18 protein-coding genes are annotated in these 22,773 nt (G+C 40.8%); 6 read left to right on the top strand and 12 right to left on the bottom strand.

The window, feature by feature from the left end:
• Nucleotides 1–4: 4 nt before the first annotated feature.
• The 3 genes from V7K45_RS04515 to tatC are packed head-to-tail and all read right to left on the bottom strand — an operon-like array spanning nt 5 to nt 2,493.
• A complete protein-coding gene (locus V7K45_RS04515; protein ID WP_335000801.1) occupies nt 5–1,219 on the bottom strand; it encodes an Nramp family divalent metal transporter in 1,215 nt (404 codons plus the stop codon).
• Nucleotides 1,216–1,644, bottom strand: a complete 429-nt coding sequence (locus tag V7K45_RS04510; protein ID WP_335000799.1) for a hypothetical protein — start codon at nt 1,642–1,644, stop codon at nt 1,216–1,218. Before V7K45_RS04510 ends, V7K45_RS04515 begins: the two co-directional genes overlap by 4 nt.
• A gap of 54 nt (nt 1,645–1,698) precedes the next feature.
• Nucleotides 1,699–2,493: a twin-arginine translocase subunit TatC gene (gene tatC / locus V7K45_RS04505; protein WP_335000797.1), complete on the bottom strand. Its 795-nt coding sequence runs from the start codon at nt 2,491–2,493 to the stop codon at nt 1,699–1,701.
• Between the two features lie 549 nt (nt 2,494–3,042).
• Here tatC and V7K45_RS04500 point away from each other — a divergent pair.
• The 4 genes from V7K45_RS04500 to V7K45_RS04485 all read left to right on the top strand — a co-directional run bounded on the left by V7K45_RS04500 (nt 3,043) and on the right by V7K45_RS04485 (nt 11,553).
• Complete coding sequence (locus V7K45_RS04500; RefSeq protein WP_335000794.1) at nt 3,043–3,273, top strand: hypothetical protein; 231 nt, start codon at nt 3,043–3,045, stop codon at nt 3,271–3,273.
• Nucleotides 3,274–3,443: 170 nt separating this feature from the next.
• Nucleotides 3,444–4,301 (top strand): SDR family oxidoreductase, encoded by an 858-nt coding sequence (locus V7K45_RS04495; RefSeq protein ID WP_335000792.1) that lies wholly within the window; start codon nt 3,444–3,446, stop codon nt 4,299–4,301.
• Between the two features lie 740 nt (nt 4,302–5,041).
• The gene (locus V7K45_RS04490; RefSeq protein WP_335000790.1) at nt 5,042–6,373 is read left to right on the top strand and encodes a P-loop NTPase fold protein; all 1,332 of its coding nucleotides are present in this window, start codon (nt 5,042–5,044) and stop codon (nt 6,371–6,373) included.
• A complete protein-coding gene (locus tag V7K45_RS04485) occupies nt 6,349–11,553 on the top strand; it encodes an nSTAND1 domain-containing NTPase (RefSeq protein WP_335000788.1) in 5,205 nt (1,734 codons plus the stop codon). The genes V7K45_RS04490 and V7K45_RS04485 overlap by 25 nt, the downstream gene beginning before the upstream one ends.
• A gap of 129 nt (nt 11,554–11,682) precedes the next feature.
• Here the strand turns inward: V7K45_RS04485 and V7K45_RS04480 are convergent, their stop codons facing one another.
• From V7K45_RS04480 to thrB, 5 genes are all read right to left on the bottom strand, one after another.
• On the bottom strand, nt 11,683–13,086 hold the full coding sequence (locus V7K45_RS04480; protein ID WP_335000786.1) for a hypothetical protein: 1,404 nt from the start codon (nt 13,084–13,086) through the stop codon (nt 11,683–11,685).
• Nucleotides 13,087–13,381: 295 nt separating this feature from the next.
• Nucleotides 13,382–13,747 (bottom strand): DOPA 4,5-dioxygenase family protein, encoded by a 366-nt coding sequence (locus tag V7K45_RS04475; RefSeq protein WP_335000784.1) that lies wholly within the window; start codon nt 13,745–13,747, stop codon nt 13,382–13,384.
• A 292-nt stretch (nt 13,748–14,039) separates the two neighbouring features.
• Nucleotides 14,040–14,576, bottom strand: a complete 537-nt coding sequence (locus V7K45_RS04470; RefSeq protein ID WP_335001037.1) for a universal stress protein — start codon at nt 14,574–14,576, stop codon at nt 14,040–14,042.
• Between the two features lie 549 nt (nt 14,577–15,125).
• Nucleotides 15,126–15,638, bottom strand: a complete 513-nt coding sequence (locus V7K45_RS04465) for a hypothetical protein (RefSeq protein WP_335000782.1) — start codon at nt 15,636–15,638, stop codon at nt 15,126–15,128.
• A gap of 30 nt (nt 15,639–15,668) precedes the next feature.
• On the bottom strand, nt 15,669–16,583 hold the full coding sequence (gene thrB / locus V7K45_RS04460; RefSeq protein ID WP_335000780.1) for a homoserine kinase: 915 nt from the start codon (nt 16,581–16,583) through the stop codon (nt 15,669–15,671).
• Nucleotides 16,584–16,920: 337 nt separating this feature from the next.
• Between thrB and V7K45_RS04455 the strand changes: the two genes are divergently transcribed.
• Complete coding sequence (locus V7K45_RS04455) at nt 16,921–17,226, top strand: hypothetical protein (protein ID WP_335000778.1); 306 nt, start codon at nt 16,921–16,923, stop codon at nt 17,224–17,226.
• A 118-nt stretch (nt 17,227–17,344) separates the two neighbouring features.
• On the opposite strand, the gene V7K45_RS04450 is transcribed toward V7K45_RS04455, so the two are convergent.
• Both V7K45_RS04450 and V7K45_RS04445 read right to left on the bottom strand, forming a co-directional pair.
• On the bottom strand, nt 17,345–19,033 hold the full coding sequence (locus tag V7K45_RS04450; protein ID WP_335000776.1) for an NAD(P)H-quinone oxidoreductase subunit 4: 1,689 nt from the start codon (nt 19,031–19,033) through the stop codon (nt 17,345–17,347).
• 186 nt (nt 19,034–19,219) lie between these two features.
• Nucleotides 19,220–19,939, bottom strand: a complete 720-nt coding sequence (locus V7K45_RS04445) for a response regulator transcription factor (protein ID WP_335000774.1) — start codon at nt 19,937–19,939, stop codon at nt 19,220–19,222.
• A 590-nt stretch (nt 19,940–20,529) separates the two neighbouring features.
• Between V7K45_RS04445 and V7K45_RS04440 the strand changes: the two genes are divergently transcribed.
• Nucleotides 20,530–21,624 (top strand): hybrid sensor histidine kinase/response regulator, encoded by a 1,095-nt coding sequence (locus V7K45_RS04440; protein ID WP_335000772.1) that lies wholly within the window; start codon nt 20,530–20,532, stop codon nt 21,622–21,624.
• Nucleotides 21,625–21,645: 21 nt separating this feature from the next.
• On the opposite strand, the gene psb35 is transcribed toward V7K45_RS04440, so the two are convergent.
• Together psb35 and V7K45_RS04430 are read right to left on the bottom strand one after the other, a co-directional pair.
• On the bottom strand, nt 21,646–21,855 hold the full coding sequence (gene psb35, locus V7K45_RS04435) for a photosystem II assembly protein Psb35 (RefSeq protein ID WP_335000770.1): 210 nt from the start codon (nt 21,853–21,855) through the stop codon (nt 21,646–21,648).
• A 233-nt stretch (nt 21,856–22,088) separates the two neighbouring features.
• A complete protein-coding gene (locus V7K45_RS04430) occupies nt 22,089–22,271 on the bottom strand; it encodes a CsbD family protein (RefSeq protein WP_094351326.1) in 183 nt (60 codons plus the stop codon).
• Nucleotides 22,272–22,773 lie beyond the last annotated feature (502 nt).

The raw sequence follows: 22,773 nt of genomic DNA, 5'->3' as shown, positions 1-22,773 counted from the left end.
GCGATCAGCCTCCAAGAATTTCTAGGGGAATAGCAACGATCGCTAACACGAATGTCAGCACGATTGTAAAGATCACAACACTATTACTTATCCAACCGTTGCGATACTTGCCGACATATAATTCATCGTTCATCAATACCAAAAATGGCACAATCACAGGCGGCAAAATCACTGCTGTAATCGCCATTGAAAACAAAGTCAATTGCAATGGATCGATGCCAAATACCATTAATAAAGAAGCGAGAAAGACAAACACAGTGTAGACCAAACTAAAGCGTGCGGCATCTTTTGGTTTCAGATTTTCGCCCCAATTCCAACCAAAGGATTGAGCAACAATATAAGCTGTGTCGAGAGTCACCTCCAGTGCTGCACCAAAGCAAGCAATGCCCAAGGACACGGCAAATAGTACAAAGCCCCAGTAACCAAAAGTTTCTGTCAACATCAACGCCGCTTGTTCGTAGCTATCTACTTCAACGCCTTTGGGTTTGAGTACTAGTGCTGACACAATCAGCACCCCTAGCGATACAACGCTACCAAAGCTCATCCCTAAACCGGCAACTGCGCGATTTACACCGATATACCCTTCATCCCATTTATCTTCGACTGCCCCAGATGAGTAAAAGTAAAATAAATAGGGACTAATCAAAGCACCCAAAATGCCAACTCCAAGATATAAATAATGGGCAGTATCTTGTTGTGGCAGAGTTGGCAACAAACCACTGCCAAGTTGTGTTAAAGATGGATGCAACTTGAAAGTAGCGACAACAAAAACTAGTGTCACCAAGCCTAATACGGAAATACCATTTTCAATAATGCCAAAGTTGCCGTACCAAATGAGCAACCAAATTGCAAAGGCAACGGGTAAAGCATACCACTGAAAGCTAATACCCGTTAGCAGTTGTAAGGCGATGCAAACACCACCAATTTCCGCTGCTAAAACTAGAAAATCAACTATGACTTCGGCAATCAGTGGAATAATATAAAAATTAAACCCAAAACGTTCGCGCACCGCAGCAGCTAATGTATGTTTGCTAACTGCTGCTAACCGCCCAGACATTTCTACCAAAAAAATCACACAAATTGTACCCAGGATAATCGCCCAGATTAGTTGAAAGCCGAAAATAGATCCAGCCTCTGCTGCTGTAGCGATCGCACCCACATCTAAGAAGCCACCTATACTAGTCACAATGCCCAGCGCGATTTCCAAAACTTTCTTCATGGTTTATTCTGCTGTGGTAGTTGCGAGTCTAGCGTTCGTCCTTCTAGCGATAAATCCTCAAGTCTTTGTGCCACTACAGAATAATTTTCTTGTTCGACTGCGGTTGACATTTGCTCTGTGATTTTTGCTAACCGTTTAATATGACCCAAAAGTGCTAACTTGTAAGGCTGGGGAATAGCTGTAGATGATTCTATTTGGGCTATGTTGTCGGTTTCTGTTTGGAACTCTTGCTGTGCTTTCTTGAGTGTTTGTTTCGCATAGACCTTTGGTACAGCACCTCGTACCCAAGCATCAGCAACCATTTTGCTTGTAGCTCTCCATGATTTTACAGTTTGTAGTTCTTGTGTAAGCCTATCTGTGGCTGCTTTGCTACAAGCGGTTAATAATGTCAACGCTAATAAATAACCTATAAATATCTTTTTCATCAGATGTCCGTCTTCGTAGCCCTCCTGAGAACCTATTCCAGATGTTACCAGATGTTATTTACCTGTAAGCTTTACCAATCCCACACCACCGAAATAAAGCGCTAAAACTGCTCCCGCTAAGAGACTTTGAGTCAAGGGGTCAGTAGAAGGTGTGAGGACGGCTCCTAAAACCACTGCTCCCATAATCACATAACGCCAACCAGAAACCATTCGTTCTGACGAGACAATGTTCAAATTACCGAGCAACAGTTGAATAATCGGAATTTGAAATGCTAAACCTGTGCTGAATAACAGTAGCAGCACAAATTCAAAATATTTATCAATTGACCAAAGTTGTTCGACTACATCTGCTCCATAGCTGATGAAAAATTTCAAGGCTGCGGGGATAAGAAGTAAATAGGCAAATACTAAACCTGCTCCAAATAGCACACTCGAACCCAAAACCACAGGCCCCAGTAAACGGCGTTCGCGGCGAGTCAGTCCTGGAAGCACAAACTGGATAATCTGGTAAAGAATGAAAGGACTAGTAAGTACGATGCCAGTGTATGCTGCAACTTTCAGGGAGACAAAGAAATATTCTCCAGGTGCAAGTTGAAGAAATTTTACTCCTTGTGCTGGAACCTCAAGTAACTGGACAATCGGCTTAACGGCAAAGAAACAGCCAATAATGCCCACTGCTACGGCAATCAACGAATAGAAAATCCGTTGCCGCAATTCTTCTAGATGGTCGAAAAGGGACATTTCGACTTCATCAGGCAACTCATCAAGAGGATCGGTGTCTGAGTTGTCATATCCTTCTGAGTCAAGGTTAGGAACGTTTACAGTATCTACGTCTTGTGAAGGCGTCACGTCGCTTCGCTCCGAATTTAAAATTCAAAACTTGTACTGAGCGCAGTCGAAGTATTCAAAATTAACAATGCCATAAATAAATTTAGGGGATTGTATCTTTTTTTGTCGGTCATCGACCATTTTGGTGACTCAGCACTCTTCATTATTTTATCTGGGGAATGCAGCTACTAAGATATGTTTTTGGGTGCTGTGGGTTTTTTGTCCTGTTTTTTGGGTTTGCATCTGCATAAGTTAGTAGGAAGACATCTTGTAGGCAATGCCTAACCTAAAATAGAAAGGGTGGAACCGATAAATTAGAAATCATGTCTCTGCGGCTAGTAGTCTGTCCGATTAATTCTGATGAGTTTGTAAGTAAGCACTTCAGTGTTTAGAGAATGAAGGACTAAAGTCCTGACTACGAACTGGCTTACCCATCAATTTAAACTTGACAGACTACTGCGCTGAGTAAATTAGTACAACATCAACATTTAATACTCAGTTTTAAAAATCCGGTTCATCTAGGTGGCATCTATACAGATGGTAATCGGAAATTGTTAACTGAGGTTGGGTATGAACCGGATAATTTGCATTGCCCTGATGGCATTGCCTGTTTATTTTTACAATGTTGGGCTAGGCAATACTTCTAGTAGTGACGTGACAATTGTTAAAAACCAGTATCCCACAATAGCTGCTCTAATTGCTTACAGTACAAATGCTCAGTTACGCATCTTGCCGTGGCAAATATCGGCTAGAGATGACCAAACCGAAGATTGCCTTCGGGCTGGCACTTGCAAAGATTAGACTTCTTGGCATTTGTAGGGGAAAGGGTAATGGGTAAAGGGGAAAGGGATGGAATTTCCTCTTACCCTTTAACCTTTTCCAACCGGAAAGCAAAAGTCACTTTTGCAAAAGGTCTATTGATACTAATTTGTAATTCGTAATTACGGCAGCCCCATCATCAAAGAAAATTAATGGTTGTAGAAAATCAACGTACAGTGGTGGTTACAGGAGCCTCAACGGGAATTGGTCAAGCATGTGCTTTGCTTTTAGACCAATTGGGCTTCACTGTTTTTGCTGGAGTGCGTCAAGATGTTGATGCTCAAACACTCAAACAGAAAGGGTCGCAAAGGCTGATTCCGATTTTTTTAGATGTTACTGATGCTGAATCGATCGCAGCTGCGGTTGATCTGGTAACAAATGCAGTTGGTGGTGTGGGGATTTTAGGTCTGGTGAATAATGCCGGAATTGCTGTTCCTGGCCCGTTAGAATTATTAGCGATCGCTGAATTTCAACACCAGATGCAGGTTAATGTCACCGGACAATTAGCTGTGACACAAGCATTTCTTGGTCTTCTACGCCAAAGTCGGGGTCGAATTATCAATATGGGTTCCATTGCTGGTAGGAGTCCAACGCCGTTTTTGGGTGCTTATAATGCTTCTAAGTTTGCTTTGGAAGCACTCACTGATGTAATGCGCATGGAGTTACGACCTTGGGGAATCTCGGTTTCAATTATTGAACCTGGTTCTATTGCTACCCCAATCTGGGAAAAGTCTCTTAGTCAATCGGAAGTAGCACAATACGATCTACCACAATCGGCACAAAATCTCTACGGTCAAGCGATGAACATTGTCCGCAAGAAAATGCAGATTCTCGCATCTAAGGGAATTTCTGCGGATATTGTCGCTCAAGTTGTTGTCCATGCGCTGACTGCAAAAAACCCCAAGACGCGCTATCTTGTTGGACAGGATGCCAAAATTGGAGCGCTGATCAAGCATATTTTGCCTGACAAGCTACATGACAGGATAATTTTATACTCAATGGGGCTGTAGATTCCTAATTGTCAATACTTCAGAGGTCGTCACTCTGAATGCAAAGGCTGTCATTAACAAAATCATGATTTTCATCACAAAATCATGATTTTCATCAATAAAATCATATTTTTATCAACAAAATTATAGTTTTCATTAACAAAATCATATTTTCATCAATAAACCTCTTGCAAAAGTGACTTTTGCTTTCCGGTTGGGGAAAGGGTAAAGGTTAAAGGGTAAGAGGAAATTCCATCCCTTTCCCCTTTACCCCTTACCCTTTCCCCTACTATTGTGCTGATTTCAGAATGAGAAGCAAAATTTAGTTAAAAAGTGACTTTGAACTCAAGTTGACTTAACCAATGTTTTTGTTAAAAGCTTTATGCTATAAGGATTTTAGATTATTTTTTTGTAAAAATAATGAAAGCTCGTCAATAAATCAAGCCGATGATGAGTTCAAGAGAGCGACAAAATTGTACTTAACAGTACCTTTTTTTGTGTTGGATATTTTTAATATTCATAAGAGTACCTTATTTAATCTTAGATATTTTTGCTATTTGTACTTATAGTAGTATTTTTGCTTATTTTAACTAAAATATCACTATTAAGATGTGCTATATCGAACTATAGATATAATCAATTATCCTGAATGCTGCTAGTTTAGTTAGTAGTTTGATTAAAATAAGGCATAAATTACCTAAAATCAATATATTTATCTAGTAAATTTTTGTATCCCCATTCCTGAGTGAACTTGATTAGTTATGCTCCTAGATTTAGAAAGATTTTATCAGGCTTGCAATCCCAGCAGACCTCTAATTATAGGAAACCCTAGCGATCGCAGGTACTATATTGATTTTGCTGCGGTACGGGGTGGCAAAATTATCGAAGCTTTGCAGCGCACGATCGCTAAAATATCGCCGGATATGCCAACTTGTCAACTATTTACCGGACATCTTGGCTGTGGAAAATCAACGGAGTTGTTGCGGCTCAAAGCTGAGTTAGAAGTGCAGCAATTTCATGTAGTTTACTTTGAGTCTACCCATGTCTTAGAAATGGCTGATGTGGATGTGACTGATATTTTATTAGCGATCGCTGGACAGGTGAGTGAAAGCCTAGAAGCGATGAAAATTAGGCTCAAGCCTCGCTACTTTAGCAAGTTGTTTGGTGAAGTTGTGGATTTTCTGCAAACGCCAATTGACGTTGGGGTAGAAGCAGAGTTGTCTGTAGGGATTGCCAAAATTACAGCTAAAACAAAAGAAAGTCCTCAATTGCGGCGACGGTTAAGAGATTATCTAGAACCGCGAACCGCAAATATTTTACAGTCAATTAATCAAGAATTACTAGAACCTGCCAACAAAGAACTCAAAGCCAGGGGTAAAAAAGGATTGGTGGTGATTGTTGATAACTTGGATCGAGTTGCAATTCGACCTTTACCATCGGGGCGATCGCTGCCAGAATACTTATTTATTCAACGTGGCGAACAGTTACGCAAACTGAATTGTCATGTAGTCTACACTATTCCTTTAGCCTTAACTTTCTCCAACGATAGCGCCGAACTTCAGCATCGTTTGGGCGGTGGAGTTGCCCCAAAAATGTTACCGATGATACCTGTGCGTTTGCGCTCAGGCGAGATTTTTCCCCAAGGACTAGCACTGATGCGGCAAATGGTTCTAGCTAGAGCTTTTCCAGACATTTTACCTAGCGATCGGTTAGGCTTAATTACAGAGGTGTTTGATAGTTTAGAGACCTTAGACCGATTGTGCCTTATGAGTGGCGGTCATGTCCGCGACTTACTAGGTTTACTGTTTGACTGTCTGCGAGAACAAGATCCACCCTTTGAGCGGGAATGTGTCGAACTGGTAATTCAAAGACAGCGGGATTACCGAGCCAATGCTATCGACCCCCATGAATGGGAATTAATCTTTCAGGTGGTGCAACAGCAACGAGTTAGAGGCGATATAGAATACCATACCCTCTTGCGAAGTCTATTTGTCTTTGAATACCGCGATCATCAAGGAGCTTGGTTTGCCGTCAACCCAGTTTTAGCAGAGACGGAAAAATTTAAATCATGGTTGAACGACACGCACAAGTAGATATCAGAGCAGCTAATGAGCGTGCTCTGCGGAGTTTGGGGAGAGCAATTACCCTTTCTAGCGGTCAATTTTCCCTGGTTTTGGTGTGCTGCAATTATCGAGTTTTGCAAGAACTTATGCTGCAACGACTCGAAGAACTCTCTTCAGGAGTACACCGCATTCAAAAGGTAGTTCTGCCGCATAATGCCAGAAGTCTTTATACAAGTATTCATTTACAACTGCTAACCGAAGCGAATCCGCCATCGGCGTTGATGATTTTGGGTTTAGAGTCAGTAGATGGACTCGACGATTTCTTGAGGTCTATCAATCATATTCGGGATGAATTTCGCAAACGCCACCCATTTCCGATGATTGTATGGGTGAATGACGAAGTGTTGCAAAAGGTAGCGCGTTTAGCACCAGATTTTGCTAGTTGGGCGGCGACACCAATTCGGTTTGAAATGACAACTCAATCGCTGCTGCAATTTCTGCAACAGGAAACTGACTCTTTATTTGCCACAGTGTTAGCAAACGATGCTGCCCAACACCAATCTCCTCAAGTTGCAAAGCATTATTCCACTGTCGAGCAAGTCTGGGAACATAGTTATGAACTCCACTTTGCGATTAGAGAGTTGCACAATCGTGGTATTACCTTAGAGCCAGAACTACACGCTAGTTTAGAATTTGTTTTTGGTCTAGATAATTATATTAGCGATCGCATCAATACAGGTTTAAGTCATTTTCAGCAAAGCTTGCAAGTTTGGCAAAAATTGGCAGAGAAAGGGGAAGCGGAGGAGCAGAGGGGCAGCACTTCTCTACGAGACGCTACGCGAACGGCTACGCTCAGTGACCGAGGAGCAGGGGAAGCAGAGGGACATCAGGGGGATAAAGAAGTATTTTCTTCTTCATCTCCTCCATCTCCTCCATCTCCCCTACTTTTGCGACAGGGAATTTTGCTGTTTTATATTGGGTTGTGTTATTGCCGTTTTGCAGAGCAGAATCAAATAGAAAATCGCCGTCATTGGTACACTGCTAAATCTTATTTTCAGCAATGCTTGCATATTTTGCAGGTAGCTGGGCGTTTAGATGTAGTTGCTGGATTTATTAATCAACTTGCAGAGGTTTTGCAATATCTGCAAGAGTGGGAAGAATTGCAGACAGTTGCTCAAAAGTCTTTGGAGTTACATCAAACCTATGGTAGTCAAATCCAATTAGCTTGTGACTACGGTTTTTTGGCACAAGTGGCTGTGGAACAGTCGCGGTGGGTACAGGCGAGTATCTTAGCACACGTATCACTGCTGAAATTAGGTGAGGCGCAAAAGCAGAACGACCCTTATAACTGCTTATTTCCATTATTATTGGCACAAATTTACTATTTAGTGTTGGCGAAAGCACAGCGAAATGTCGGCGAGCTAGAAGTTGCTCGTGAATACTTAGATAAGGCGACAAAAGAACTGCCAGCAGCCTTAGAAAGCAGTGCCCATCAATACGATGCCCATCGTTATATTCGCTTATTGCGGAGACTGCGATCGCTCTACTTTGAAGAAGGGCGATATTTAGAAGCCTATTACATTCGACAGAAACGGCGTTCTGTTGAGCAACAGTATGGTTTTCGGGCTTTTATTGGGGCTGGGCGTTTGCAACCCCAAAGACAGGCGACAAATCCAGCATTAATGTCACCTTCTGGGAGTAGTAGCGTTGCTTTAGAAATTGCGGCTTCTGGTCGAGAGCGTGATATTAATAACTTAATTGGCAGAATTAGCCGCGCCGATCAAAAGTTGACGGTGATTCACGGTCAATCGGGGGTGGGTAAGAGTTCTACCGTCACGGCGGGTTTAGTTCCAGCGCTGCAAAATCGAGCCATTGGCGATCAAATAGCCGTGCCTGTGGTACTGCAAGTTTATACCGATTGGGCACGGGAATTAGGGAAATCTTTAAGTGAGGCGATGTCTAGTGACGCATCCCTGGCGATTTATGTTGATATTAAGCTAGAAGCAGCCATTGAATCGGAGGCTTTACCTTACTCTGACACACCGTTTACCATCGGTGGTATTTTACAACAACTCCAAGAAAATGCCGATCGTCATTTGATTACAGTTTTAATTTTTGACCAATTTGAAGAATTTTTCTTTGGTTATAGCGATCGCAATCAAAAGCAAGAGTTTGATAAATTTATTAGCGATTGCCTGAATATACCCTTTGTCAAAGTCATCCTTTCCTTGCGAGAAGATTATTTACATCGTTTATTAGACTTTAAACATCTTTCGGCTCTGGAAGCGATTAATAATAATATTCTCGACAAGCATATTCGCTACCAATTAAATAATTTTTCGCCGGAATATGCAAAAGCAATTATCCAAAAATTGACGGAGCGATCGCAGTTTAATTTAGAACCCGCTTTAATTGATGCCTTAATCGAAGATTTATCCACAGAATTTGGAGAAGTCCGCCCCATTGAGTTACAAGTTGTGGGAGCGCAAATTCAAGATGAACGCATTACTACACTAGAAGAATATCAGCCATATAGACCGAATAAACTCATCGAACGATATATTAAGGAACTAATTAAAGATTGCGGCCCAGAAAATGAACGAGCCGCGTTACTTGTCTTATACTTATTAACAGATGAAAGTAACAACCGACCTTTTAAAACTCGTGCTGAGTTAGCGTCGCAGCTATCAGAATTAGAAGATGCCGACAAATTAGAGTTAGTCTTAGAAATTTTAGTTAGCTCCGGTTTAGTGGTACTATTCCCTGATGTACCAGAACGCTATCAACTGATTCACGATTATTTAGTAGACTTGATTCGCTACCTGCAACAACAAGAATCGAGCTTACAGGTACAACTAAATCAGTTACGCTACAAAGTAGAACAAAGTAAAGCTGAGATTGAGCGGCTGAAAAGCGAACTTAGTCAAAATAAGCAGCGTTCCAAATTGGTAGCTCCTCATCCCCAACAGGGATTAGACTTGTTAACAGAATTGCGAGAATTACACAAGCGGGAAGAATTAAGTCAGTTAGAAATTGAGCAATTACGAGCTGAACTTAAAGAAAAAGAGTTAACAGCTAAACTTGCAGAAAGTCAAAAGAAACAAAGACTTAGTGAAGCTCAATTAAATCGTTCGCTGAAAATTGCTCTCACCGCTTCCGTTCTCGCCATCTTGGGATTAAGTGTTTCTATCGTGACAGCGGTAGATAGCGAAATTAAAACCCTGAGTGCATCCAGTGAAGCCCTCTTTGCCTCGCAAAAAGGTATCGATGCCTTAAAAGAAGCTTTAAAGGCAGGGGGAAAATTACAACAAACAGTCTGGGTAGATTCCTATACAAGAGAGCAAGTACAGACGGCACTTTATCAAGCAGTTTCAGGGGTAAGAGAATATAACCGCTTGGACGGGCATATATCTGGGGTAAATAGTGCTACATTTAGCAGCGATCGCTCTTTAATTGCCTCAGCCAGTGCGGATACTACAATCAAACTCTGGCGTACCAATGGTAGTTTGGTTAAAACCTTGTCGGGGCATGAGGATGTAGTTAATAGCGTCAGTATCAGCCCAGATAGTCAAATCATAGCTTCCGCCAGTCAAGACAAGACGTTAAAACTTTGGAGTCGAGAAGGTCAACTGCTTGCTACCTTATTAGGACATCAGGGTGTGGTGAATAGTGTGAGTTTCAGCCCAGATGGTCAGCTTATTGCTTCTGCGAGTACAGACAAGACAGTGAAACTCTGGAGTCGGGATGGTAAGCTGCTCAAAACTTTGCAGGGACATGATGGTGCAGTCTTAAGTGTCGCTTGGTCAGCCGATGGTCAAACCTTAGCTTCTGGAAGTGCTGATAAGACGGTGAAACTGTGGAGTCGCGATGGTAAACTGCTCAAAACCTTGCAGGGACATGAGGATGCAGTCAAAAGTGTAGCTTGGTCGCCTGATGGGAAAATAATTGCATCTGCTAGTTTAGACCAGACAATCAAACTGTGGAATGTTGAGGGGAAGCTACTGCGAACCTTATCAGGCCATAGTGCTGGAGTTACCAGCGTCAGTTTTAGCCGCGATGGAAATACGATCGCTTCTGCAAGTACTGATGAAACAATCAAACTCTGGAGTTCTGAAGGCGTACTGCTGGGAACCCTAAAGGGACATAATAATTGGGTTAACAGTGTTAGCTTCAGCCCAGATGGTCGCACCCTTGCTTCTGCCAGCCGGGACAAAACTATTAAACTTTGGCATTGGGACGATGTGTTACTGCGAAAGCCGAAAGCTGATATTGATGACTGGATAACTAGCATCAGTTTTAGCCCAGGCGATCGCACCTTGGCAGCAGCAAGCCGAGACAAAACTGTAAAACTTTTCAGTCGAGACGGTAAACTACTGCGTATATTAACGGGGCATCAGGGTCAAGTTTGGGGTGTAGCTTGGTCGCCCGATGGTCAAGTAATTGCCTCGGCTAGTAAAGATAAAACAGTAAAACTTTGGAGTGGTGACGGTCAAATACTAAAAACCTTACAGGGTCATAATGATACCGTCTTGAGTGTAGCTTGGTCGCCTGACAGTCAAGTAATTGCCTCGGCTAGTAAAGATAAAACAGTAAAACTTTGGAGTAGCAACGGTAAACTGCTCAACACTTTGCAGGGACATCAAGAAGCGGTGAATTGGGTAAGCTTTAGCCCAGATGGCAAGTTGCTAGCCTCAGCCAGCGATGATAAAACCGTGAAAATCTGGAGTTTAGATGGTAAATTGCTATACACATTAACTGGTCACAGCCGTCGAGTTAATGGAGTTGCTTGGTCGCCTGATGGTCAAAGTCTTGCCTCAGTGAGTATTGATAGCACAGTGAAGATTTGGAATCGAGACGGTAATTTGCTAGATAATCTTACGGGCGATGGCGATAGTTTTATCAGTGTCAGTTTTAGCCCCGATGGCAAGACTCTGGCAGCTAGCAGTGATGACAAAGTGAGGATTTGGAACCGAGAAGGAACGTTGCTGATTGCTTTGAAAGGCGATAAAGATGAGTTAACCAGCGTCAGTTTCAGCCATGACGGCAAGACTCTGGCTGCGGGTAGTGGTAATGGCACAGTAATTTTCCGAGATTTAGCAGATATCCAACTGGATAAATTACTGGCGCGGGGTTGCGATTTGCTACATGATTATTTGCAGACTAACCAGAAAGTAATTAAGAGCGATCGCGCCTTGTGTTCAAGTAGGTAATTTGAAATTAATCGACTTCATGAATGATTTTCGGGCTTCCTCGCTCAGTTTTTCTCTTGCTAGTTGAATATTTTATTAATTTTTCTCCCTAAAGTAACAAAAGCCCCACTCAACCGAGAATAGCTATAACTATGTTAAATCGATCAAAAAATGAGCTATTAAAGTATTTCTTTCGTAGGATAGCAAGTAAAGATGCAAAAGATTTGAGTTATCTTTATCAAGGTGCATTACTGAACCATCAACTGCTAAGTGGTGATGATCTATCCATCGCCCCTGTGAATCTAGTAAAAAACTGAAATAGGGGCTGACATCTGGATGATTTTTAGTTAATTCTTCATAGCTTTGATAAAAAGGAGGTATCCCAATTCCCATCGGCATATATAAACCTTTGGAATAATCTGTTATAGGCAATTGAGGAAGCGTTTTTAGATTAATGCCACTAATGAATAATCTATTTTTTTCGCCAGTCTTAGTATCTGTGAATCCTAACTCAATTTCCTGTAAATTTTGTTCCACGCCAATCGGTTTAATATTCCTTAAAATGGCTTTGTCAAATTTGCCTATTCTCCAGTATTGATTTCCCCAAGGCTTATTTTGATCGTAAAATCCTGGCGCTCGAAAACTTGCAAACTTAACTTCATTTTTAACGTCGTAAAAATCTCTCCATTTGGTGATGTTGGTTACTAGCGTAGTTCTAACTTTTCTACTTTGCTCTCCTGATACAATTATCTTTTCATCAAGGGGGAACTGAGTAACAACTTCTTTTTGATCGATGACATTTCTTAAAAGATTAGTTTTTACTATTGTGCCACTCGGATCTTGCCAGTGTTCTAATTTCCACCAATGCTGCCAATATGAAATCTTATTAATTTTTTCAAAAATATTTTTGTAATGTCCAATTGGGAAAGTAAACCAACTTTGATAATAAAGGGTTTTGTTATTATCCTCTTTAGTAAAAAGTAAAATTTCCCAAAATCCAGCATTTAAGCAATTATTAGCCAAAGCTATCTCTACAATATTTTGTTTTTCAAAACCATCTCCTCCTACAATTTCTATATTTTTGGAATTAGCAGGAAAACTAATCTGTTGTCTGTTCCACTCCCTATCTGTAAAAGCGATTATTTCTAAACCTCGATCTTTTTTAACCCATTCAGGTGCTTTAGGAACCAATAGCTCTAAATCAACATTTTTTATAACTATTTTTGCCGTGTTTTTATCTGTTGCTTCCAATACGAAATCGAAATGCGTATCATCTTTCTTAATCAGTGTTAATTTTCGATTAGAATATCTTTTAAAATTTTTTCCTAATGGTGCAGGATTGGCTGGATAATCGACATTAGATAATTCTTGTAGTTTTACACTCATCTGATTATCAAATTTATATCTGGATTTAAACCAGAAACCACCTAGTCCCAGCAAACCAAGGCAGAGAATAAGAGTACTAAATAAAATCTGTTTCTTCGTGACTTTGAAATTAATTTTGCCAAATTGGGAAATGCCTGCAATTTTTTCTTTCGCAGAGATGTTTTTCATCAGACAATTTTTTTATGATAATGCTGATTAACAGCATAGCATTCTGCAAAGCGGATGTCTTATTTCTATTTTTAACAAAAGTGTTAATAAACGGTTATCTGCAATTAAGGGTTTAATACCAATTCTTATTTTTCCTTGATTGCATTTGTAGCAAACCGCTAAAGCGCCTATGCATAAGCTGAAACGTATATTTATTAAGAAATTTTACTTTTTCAATTTCAGCATAATTAGTTACAATAGAACAAGTTTCACGCCTCAAAGCAAAACTTTTACCTAACTACGTCGTTTAGTTTTCTTAATTAGATAAAGTCGGACTAAGCTGTTGAAGAAACTCAATATTTAAATCTAGCTTTTCTCCTAACCATAGGGAATGAACTGCATGGTCTGCCACAGCATCCCCTGTCTCAGGATGAACGAGAATATCCAATCCCTCACGATTGAGCATTAACCAAGGAACGACTTTCTCAAACTGATTCGGTAAGAAAGCAACTTGATACATCGCTTTTGGATGGGGGCCGATGGGCTTGTCAAACCAGCGTCCGAGTTGCACCTCAAATCTAGCGCCTAATCCTTCACGTACACGCGCAGCTGCATCCCGACTCGCAGGATCGAAGTAAACATGAGCATGAAAACCAACGATCTTGATAGTATCTTCTTCCATAGATCCACTTTTCGCTCTCAACTCTAATTTTGTATAGCGGGCTTTTTATTTCTTACTAAAAGCGATGTCTATGACGGGCTACGCCCACGCTCAATTTTAGCCCAATACAGTGTAGTTAGGGAGCAGTTGTGGAGATTCAATTTACAGAGATCGTTGATTAAGATAACTAACTTTTATGGGGTAGGCGGCATACTGAGCGTTATCGTTAGCGCAGTCTCTTGCAGAGAAGTAGCGATCGCGCCGAAGTCTTGCCACCCTAATTATGCAAGTTAAATGTGGAACAGCTTAGTAGTTAGTTAACGCTAAAAGCGTTTGTAGTTTTTTTGACAACTTCATCTCCTTTAGGAGTAACTGAAAGATGCACAACATGCACTGAACAAGGAGCATGGTGAAGAACGTAGTTACTCACACTACCGAGAAATAGTTCCATCAGCCGAGAATGACCCCGACGCCCCATAACAATTAAGTCAGCGTCACAACTATGGGCTAAATCACAAATAATGCGACCAGGATTACCAACATTTTGTGTAAATTCCGTGGTCACACCTGCTGTGTTTGCTTGGGCACAGAAAGATTGCAACATCTGGATTCCTAGATTTTTAAAGGTATCCCACTGTTGTTGGTATAACTCAAAGCTTTGACTGGTTAATCCTGGATAGTAGTCCATATTAGACAGCATAGGTACATAAGGACTACCCTCTTCTTCGGAAGACAGAACATGAAGTAACATTAAGCTAGCTTGTGTTAACTTTGCTAAATCCAATGCTTCCTCAAAAACTTGTTGCCCTATTTCCGATCGATCTAATGCAACTAGAATCTTTTTAAACATCATATAGACCTCCGATTTCATTGGTAATTGGTCTTTACGGTTTCGGGTTTCCAGATGCTGGATTGTCAAAAATGACTAATCCCTCAACTATGTTTAGCGACTTTTAAATCTTAAATCTCTTAAAGGTTTTCGCTGTATATCTATATTTATAGCAAAACAATTTGAGGAACTCGTGAGGAAAGGCAGCATTTATCTTTGAGCATGAGGGAGCATCCCATTTCGGAATAAATATCTTTGGGGACTGAGCCTAAATCCCTCTTTGAAAATTGCTATGCATTAGTCACATTTTTCTTAAGATTGCTGTAAATAAGCCAGGAACAGGATTGTAGAACAAAGCGATATGTGAATATTTGACAAAAGCAGAAGATGTAAATTACAAAAATTTTCTAGGCGATCGCTAACCACAAACTGGAGATTTTGAGTGGATAACTATCAATGCTTTTGCTCTAGTTTTAAGTAAGTTATATTTTTGTTGAGAAAGATTCGGGTAATGGATAGCCTAAAAAAAGAGAAGTGAATATATTGCATACCAACGCAAAAACTAAAGCATTAAACAATCCGGTTGACAATTGTCCACACTTCTCCATCAGAGCGGACATAGGGAACAGAGATTGTCTTAAAGCCAGTAATAAAGGGCTTGTAATAAATCTGCCAATACATTGGACTCAGTTGATTGGCACAAGCCTTAAGAAAACGGACTTCTGCGGCCAGTTCACTTGCTAGTTGATTGATGCGTTCAGCATGAACCTGAGCCACTTCTTTCGCTTCCTCTAGCTGCTGCTGTAGGATAAGTTGTTTGGATTCACCTTGCCAACGCACTAACTTACCTTGTTTTTGTTTGATCTTGCCTTCTAAAGCGGCGATCGCTGCATCTATGCCTTGGAGTTCAACTGATAATTGGGCATTTTCTCTGGCTTGACGGCGGTAAGCTTCCACCATCGCCTGGGGTGAATCATTCTCGCCAGAGATGACATTATTTTTTATAGTAAGTGCGGCGCGTTCTTCTAAAAGAGCTTGAATTTGAGAGTTAAGCGCCGCTATTTCAGCCTGAGTTTGCTCCATAAATCGAGTTATTAAGTGCTGAGTAAAATATTAAAAACTTTTTGCGCCTTGGGTATCTAAAGAAAGCGATCGCACCTCGGCTGTAATTCCTTCTTCTTGCCAAGCAGCTAACATCGCCGCCTCCACTTCCTTTGAGTGTAACTTATCCGCCAAAGCTAACAGTGTCGGCCCCGCACCACTAATCACCATACCATAAGCACCGGCACTAACGGCTGCGATGTTGACAGCATCATAACCAGGAATCAAGGCTTTGCGATACGGCTGATGCAATCTATCTTGCAAAGCTGTCTTTAACCATTGTCCGTTACCAGTTTCCAAGCCGCGCAACAATAAGCCCAAATGGGCGGTATTGAAAATCGCATCAGCACGACTTACCTCAGTTGGCAGAACGCCTCGCGCCTCTGAAGTGGAAAGTTCAAAATTAGGAATAGCTACAATTGGCACAACATCTTTATGCCAGGGAACATCACAAATTTCCCAACCTGCGCCACTAGTAGCAGCGAGACGACATCCTCCCAACAAGGCTGGAACTACATTATCAGGATGTCCTTCCATTGCGATCGCTAACTCCATCACCTGCGACTGAGACAGAGTAGCACCCTCAAGTTGATTAGCCGCAACCAACCCACCAACAATTGCTGTCGCCGAACTACCCAAACCCCGCGCCAACGGGACGCCTAACTTAATCTCTATTTTCACAGTTGGCGGTGTTTGCTCTATGTGTTGATAGAACTTGACAAACGCTTGGTAAAGGAGATTGCTTTCATCAGTTTGGACTCGTTCAGCTTCGGTACCAGTGACATGAATAATTAACCCACTTTCTTCCAGGCGAGTGAACTTGAACTCGTTGTACAGCTTTAAAGCTGCACCGATGCAATCAAAACCTGGCCCCAAATTCGCAGTTGTGGCGGGAACGCTAACAGTGATGGTAGAAACAACAGACATTGGCAAAACTCACTAATCATCAACTAGCATCCCATGTAAAGGGTTGATTTGCTCATGAATTATGGTAGTTTTTTGTATGTAAGTTGCTAAATTGAGGTTCAAGAATACTGATTGAATGCAGTGTATCAGCCTAAAGCTGTTCTAAACAGAGAAAAAGTCGATTATATCTGCTGCTAAACCCAACTTAAAGTATCCTCATTGATGGTTTAAAATGTATTTAACACGGTTAAAAAATCATCTGAAGAGTAAAAATATTCGCATTTTGGCAGTCATAAATGATTTTTAATCACAAAGACATAAATAACGTTAGTAAAAATATTATTTTTACACTTGCACATTGATAATAGTTTTAATTACTATTTTTTCTAAAATTCAGCAAGCATATATTTTAATATCAAGTATTATGGCTTTTTACGTATTGATTCTAAAAGAAAAGGAGGATGATATCGGCGTCACTTACCGCTTTGGCCCACATGAAGATCGTCTCGGCTCTTTGTGGATAAATAAATTTAGTGGAGAAATTAAGGAACTTCAAGAAGCACCAGAGCAAAACTCGCAGGCGTTTTTTCAACGAGCAGCAGTAAAGGTTTGGCAAGATTGGAAAAAAGGATCTTTCCCAGAAAAAACATGTTGGGCATCCTGAGATTGATTGGGGATTGATAGCCTATCCACAGTGATAGGCTATCAATACTTTGTTCTTCCTCAGAAAGATACCTAGAAGTTCTCGAAGTTAGCTATTGCTGTTTCCACAGAAGAAAAGATTACTTCAAAGTTCCTAAAACGGGCGCTACCTCAACCTCGGAAATTTGCGGAACTAAAAGTCCTTTAGCATAAATCTGGGGATTGCTTTGCGAGACTATGGCATAAGACTGGCGAAGATTAGCATTGACTGCAACGGTCTTCACGTCGTACATCTGCATCGCCATCTTGGGATAAAAACCAATACCAATAATCATCAGCAGAAAACAGGCGGCGATAAATACCTCACGAGGTCTAGCATCCTCGTAGACTGCATCTTCTGGCACGAGACAGTCTGTACCAAAACAAACTGTTCCCTCATCTTCTCGATTTTCCAAGCCTGCATTATTAATGTCGCATAGCAGCGCTGCGTCTTTACCATAAAATACTTCTCGCAGCATGGAAAGTAGATAAATCGGTGTGAGGATAACTCCAACTGCGGCGAGAAAAACTGTGACGGTGCAGAAAGTCGAACTGTAAACGTCACTGCTTGTCATCCCAACAAATACCGAGAGTTCGCCAGCAAAACCGCTCATACCGGGAAGTGCCAGGGATGCCATCGCTCCGATTGTAAATAGGGCAAAGACTTTGGGCATGGCTTGACCAATACCGCCCATATCTTTCATTACCATTGTGTGGGTGCGATCGTAAGTAACACCTGCTAAGAAGAACAGCACCGATGCAATCAAACCATGCGAAATCATTTGCAACATCGCACCGTTGATTCCCAAATCAGTGAAGGACGCAATCCCAAGCAGTACAAACCCCATGTGAGAAATCGACGAATAAGCTAAACGCCGCTTCATATTGGTCTGAGCAAAGGAGTTCAATGCACCATAAATAATGTTGACAACACCCAAAATGGCTAGAACTGGTGCAAAATAAATGTGCGCATCGGGAAGTAGTTCCAGATTCAGGCGAATCAGTCCATATCCGCCCATCTTCAGCAATACACCAGCTAATATCATTGATACAGGAGAAGATGCTTCGCCGTGGGCATCGGGCAACCAAGTATGCATGGGGAAAACAGCAAGCTTGACACCAAATGCAATCAACAATCCTGCATAAAGTAGTAGTTGTAGATTAAGGGGATATTCTTTGCTGGCGAGGGCGGTGATGTCAAATGTCATATCACCGCCGCCGTATAGCCCCATTGCTAGGGCTGCCACTAAAATAAATATAGAAGCTGCTGCGGTATACAACAAAAATTTTGTCGCTGCATAACGACGCCTTTGCCCACCCCAAATGCAGACTAGTAGATAGACGGGAATCAACTCTACTTCCCACATAATGAAAAATAGCAGCAAGTCTTTGGCAACAAACACCCCTACTTGTGCCGAATACAGTACCAGCATCAAAAAATAGAAGAGGCGGGGTCGGCGATCGACTTGCCAAGCGGAAAATATCGAGAGTGTGGTGACAAATCCGGCTAAAAGCACAAGTGGCGCTGAAAGCCCATCGACTGATACCGCCCAGTTAAAACCTAACTGAGGCACCCAGGCATAATTTTCCACCATTTGAAAACTAGCACTGCTGGCATCGTAATGCTTCCAAAAGGCATAGCACATTAATGCAAAATCTGCAATACCTACACCTAGTGCATACCACCGCACGCGCTTACCATCTTTATCAGGCAACACAGGGATGAGCAGAGAAGCAACAAGCGGCAGTAAGACAATCGCGGTAAGCCAGGGAAATTGATCCGCTATCATGTATGTATAGAAAAATACTTATCTAGTCAATTATGTCATTCTACTAAACTTTGTAACAATTTCTTCATAAATCTTTGTCCCAGTTAACTGCTTTGGCCAAAAAACAATTTACTGGAGACTGGGAAAGAAATATTTTTATTTGTTAAGTGTTCTTGTGTACGCAGTTGATGATGGTTACTTACTTGCTTACGGTACTAATCCCGCCCGCAAAGCACGGACAGCAGCTTGTGTCCGGTCAGCAACACAGAGTTTATTGAGAATACCTCGAACATGAGTTTTGACAGTACCGACTGTCAAATAGAGCCTTTTGGCAATTTCTGCATTGTCACAGCCAGCGACAATCAACTCTAAAACATCCATTTCTCTATGAGTTAAAGGATAGCTGACTATACTTTTCTCAACATCTGGGTCAATACCTTCAATCAAAACTCTTTTTCCAGATGCACCTCTGTTGCCATCGGGGAAATCTTGACGTATTTGTTGTAGTACAAGGTCTGCGATCGCTGGATCGATCCATGAGCTACCTGCATAAGTAGTTTGCACAGCCTCTACTAGTTTCTCTGTTTCTATATCCTTCATGCAATAAGAATCTGCACCTGCTGCAAACGCTGCTAAAACTGCTTGTTCGCTATTTTGCATCGTTAAAATTAGCAGCTTTGTTGTGTAGTCCTCATTCTCTGCCTGATGTTGCCTAAATGTGCGTGTTAGCTCAATGCCATCCATATCAGGCAAACCAATGTCAATAGTAGCAACATCCGGCTTGAGAGTTTTCAGAAGCTTGATACCATCAGCTGCATTGGCTGCTTCACCAACAATGTTAAACTCTGGCTGAGTTTGTAAGGCAGACCGCAAGCCGATTCTTGTCAGGTTGTGATCTTCAATCACAAGGATCTTGATTTCACTCATAGTTGCTTAACTTTACTGTTATTTATCTAAAGTACAGATTAAAATAATCTCGTTCTTCTATTCGGGATCTTATACAAAAAGCAATGCGTTTGGCATTATTACCTGAAGTTCATCTACCATTAGACATAAATAACCTTATCTTGTAAGCCTTTCTAAGGCAAGAGTTCCGATATGACAATATAAAAATTTAATCAAAAAATATTTTTATACATTAACCTAACGCTGGATGTTTTATGCTAAACAATTTTTCATAAAAAATCTGGTAGCAAGTAGAAACAGGTGATTATTAAGTAGTTAGCCTTACTTTAAGCGGTATTATGCACATAAAAGGGACTAAAATAACTCACTTTAGCACCCAGGCACTCATATTAATTGGATAATTCAGGCGGCTAATATACTTATAAAAAAGTAATTTATTGAATAATATAGTACACTCAACAAAGTAGAAGTAAGTTTAATTACGTATAAAATAGTTATTTAACTCAGGAAACTCTAAAAGAAAATGTTAATCCTTAATAATCTCAGCGCTGGTGAAGTAAGCTATTACTAGATTTGCTAGGGATAGCCAAGCACTTCTTTTTTATTTAGCCATGTCTTTACCTAAAACTGTCAAAAAAGATAAAATTCTCGTTGTCGATGATATTTTTGACAATCTACTGGTCTTAGAAGCAGTCCTAGAAGATGAGGACTATGAAATTAGCTTGGTAGAAGATAGTAAGATTGCTCTGGCTATGGTTGAAGAGTCACCGCCAGACATAATTCTCTTAGATGTGATGATGCCGGAGCTAGATGGTTATGAATTTACTCGGCGCATCCGACAAAATCAGGCGTTGCCCTTTATCCCGATTCTGCTGCTTACGGCTCACTATGAGTCTAGCGTTGTTGAAGGATTAGACGCTGGTGCAGATGACTTCATTCGCAAACCATTCGATCCTGATGAACTACATGCAAGGGTGCGATCGCTCCTGCGCCTCAAGCATAGTATCGACGAACGAGATCAGATGGCGAATCTCCGAGCGGATTTTGTCTCCCGTTTTACTCACGACTTACGCATTCCCCTAGTAGCCTCCAACCGCGTCTTAAAATTATTGCTGGAAGGCAGGTTTTGCGATGTTTCGCCACAATTGCAAGAAATAATTAATACCATGATTGGCAGCAATCAAGACCTGCTGGAAATGGTAAATACCTTGTTAGAAGTTTATCGTCATGAAGCGGGCTGTAAAACATTAAAGATTTCTCCCTGCAATATTCAGGAATTAGTTGGTGAGGTTGCGCAAGAATTAACTCCTTTAGCTGAAGAAAAAGGATTAGCTGTAAACATCGATCGAGATGAAACTGCAAGCACCATTATGGGCGATCGCGTAGAACTGCGGCGAGTTTTGACAAATCTCATTGGCAATGCTATCAAATTTACAGACAAAGGCTCTGTAAATATTCACTGTTATCTGACTCCGCTAGCTGTAAATATTGATATCCAAGATACAGGGCCAGGAATTTCTAAACCAGATCAGGCAATATTATTCGAGCGATTTCGTCAAGGAAAACACCAACGTTCTGGTAGTGGCTTGGGACTATATCTTTCTCGCTGTATTATCGAAGCACATCAAGGCACAATCGATGTGACATCTGAACCAGGTAAGGGTAGTACATTTACTATCCGCCTACCTTTAGATAACAAAAACTAAAATTAGGCTGACAAAAAATTATTACCGATCGATTTCTGGAACAATCTCAGGACGTTCTTTATCTTCCCAACCTACAGGACGTTTGGAATTGTACCAGGCAATTGATCCTATAGTCGTAGCAGCGAGAAAGCCTAATCCTAATAAAGCTGTCAGTATAATAGAATAAGTAGAGTTATCTTGTGACGTGAACGAGATGTCTGTTAAAAGATAGGTAAATATAATATTAATCATAAATTAGCACCTTTGAAAAATTCAGTAATACATTGATAATTTTTTGGCGATCGCTATTGTGAAAATGCCTAAAAATCTTAGTTAAAAAACAGAATTGATAAAGGGAGAAGGTTCAGTAAATAATTATTTAACTTAAACCTTCTTCCTAAATAAAATTCCACCTATTACACTATCGCCAGAATCTAGTTATTTAAGCAACTTGTTACAGCGAGAAAAACCTCGATCGCGCTGTACTATTCTAAAGTCTTTTTAACTTCATCTTTGATATTTTCAGCGGTGTGGCGGACTTGGGATTCAGCTTGTTTAGCTTTACCTTCAGCTTTATCTTTAGGATCGCCAGTTACTTCGCCAACTGCCTCTTGTACTTTACCTTCGACGTTTTTAGCAAAAGCTTTTGCTCTATCTTCGATACTCATATTATTTGCTCCTAAAAGATGTTACGTAGTTGTTAGTTATTGCTTGCTTGAAAAGCCCTGCAATATCTATACATTAGTTTTAAATAACTTTTGATTCTTCTATCTGACGATGTTTTTATGATAAATATTTGTGTCCATTGTACATAGTTATTTAACCTTGAAATTCATCTTTAGAAATTTAAGTAATATCCAAAAGAGGGAAAGGTATCATTATATTGTTCTATCTTGAGACAAAATAATTTATAACTTAAGGTAGATAGTGATGCTGATAACCTACAACTTGGCTTATTACCGCTGGATATGGTAAATATGTCAACAGGGTGCGGAGGCTTTCAACTTGGTGTAGATAGTGCAGTATTAGCGAGTCCGTGTATTCAATTCTGGGTAAATGAGAGGAGATGGTTCAAAATAGACATCTCCGAAAACAGTTAAAGCCTTTGTGTGGCTAGGCTGTAGCCCGTAAATGCAATCATCTTAAATTAGTTAGTCTGTACGATAAAAT

It is taken from the genome of Nostoc sp. (genome assembly GCF_036917375.1).
Classification (GTDB): domain Bacteria; phylum Cyanobacteriota; class Cyanobacteriia; order Cyanobacteriales; family Nostocaceae; genus Nostoc.
Note: the sequence above shows the minus strand (reverse complement) of the source record. Positions and strands in the feature narration are given on the sequence as shown.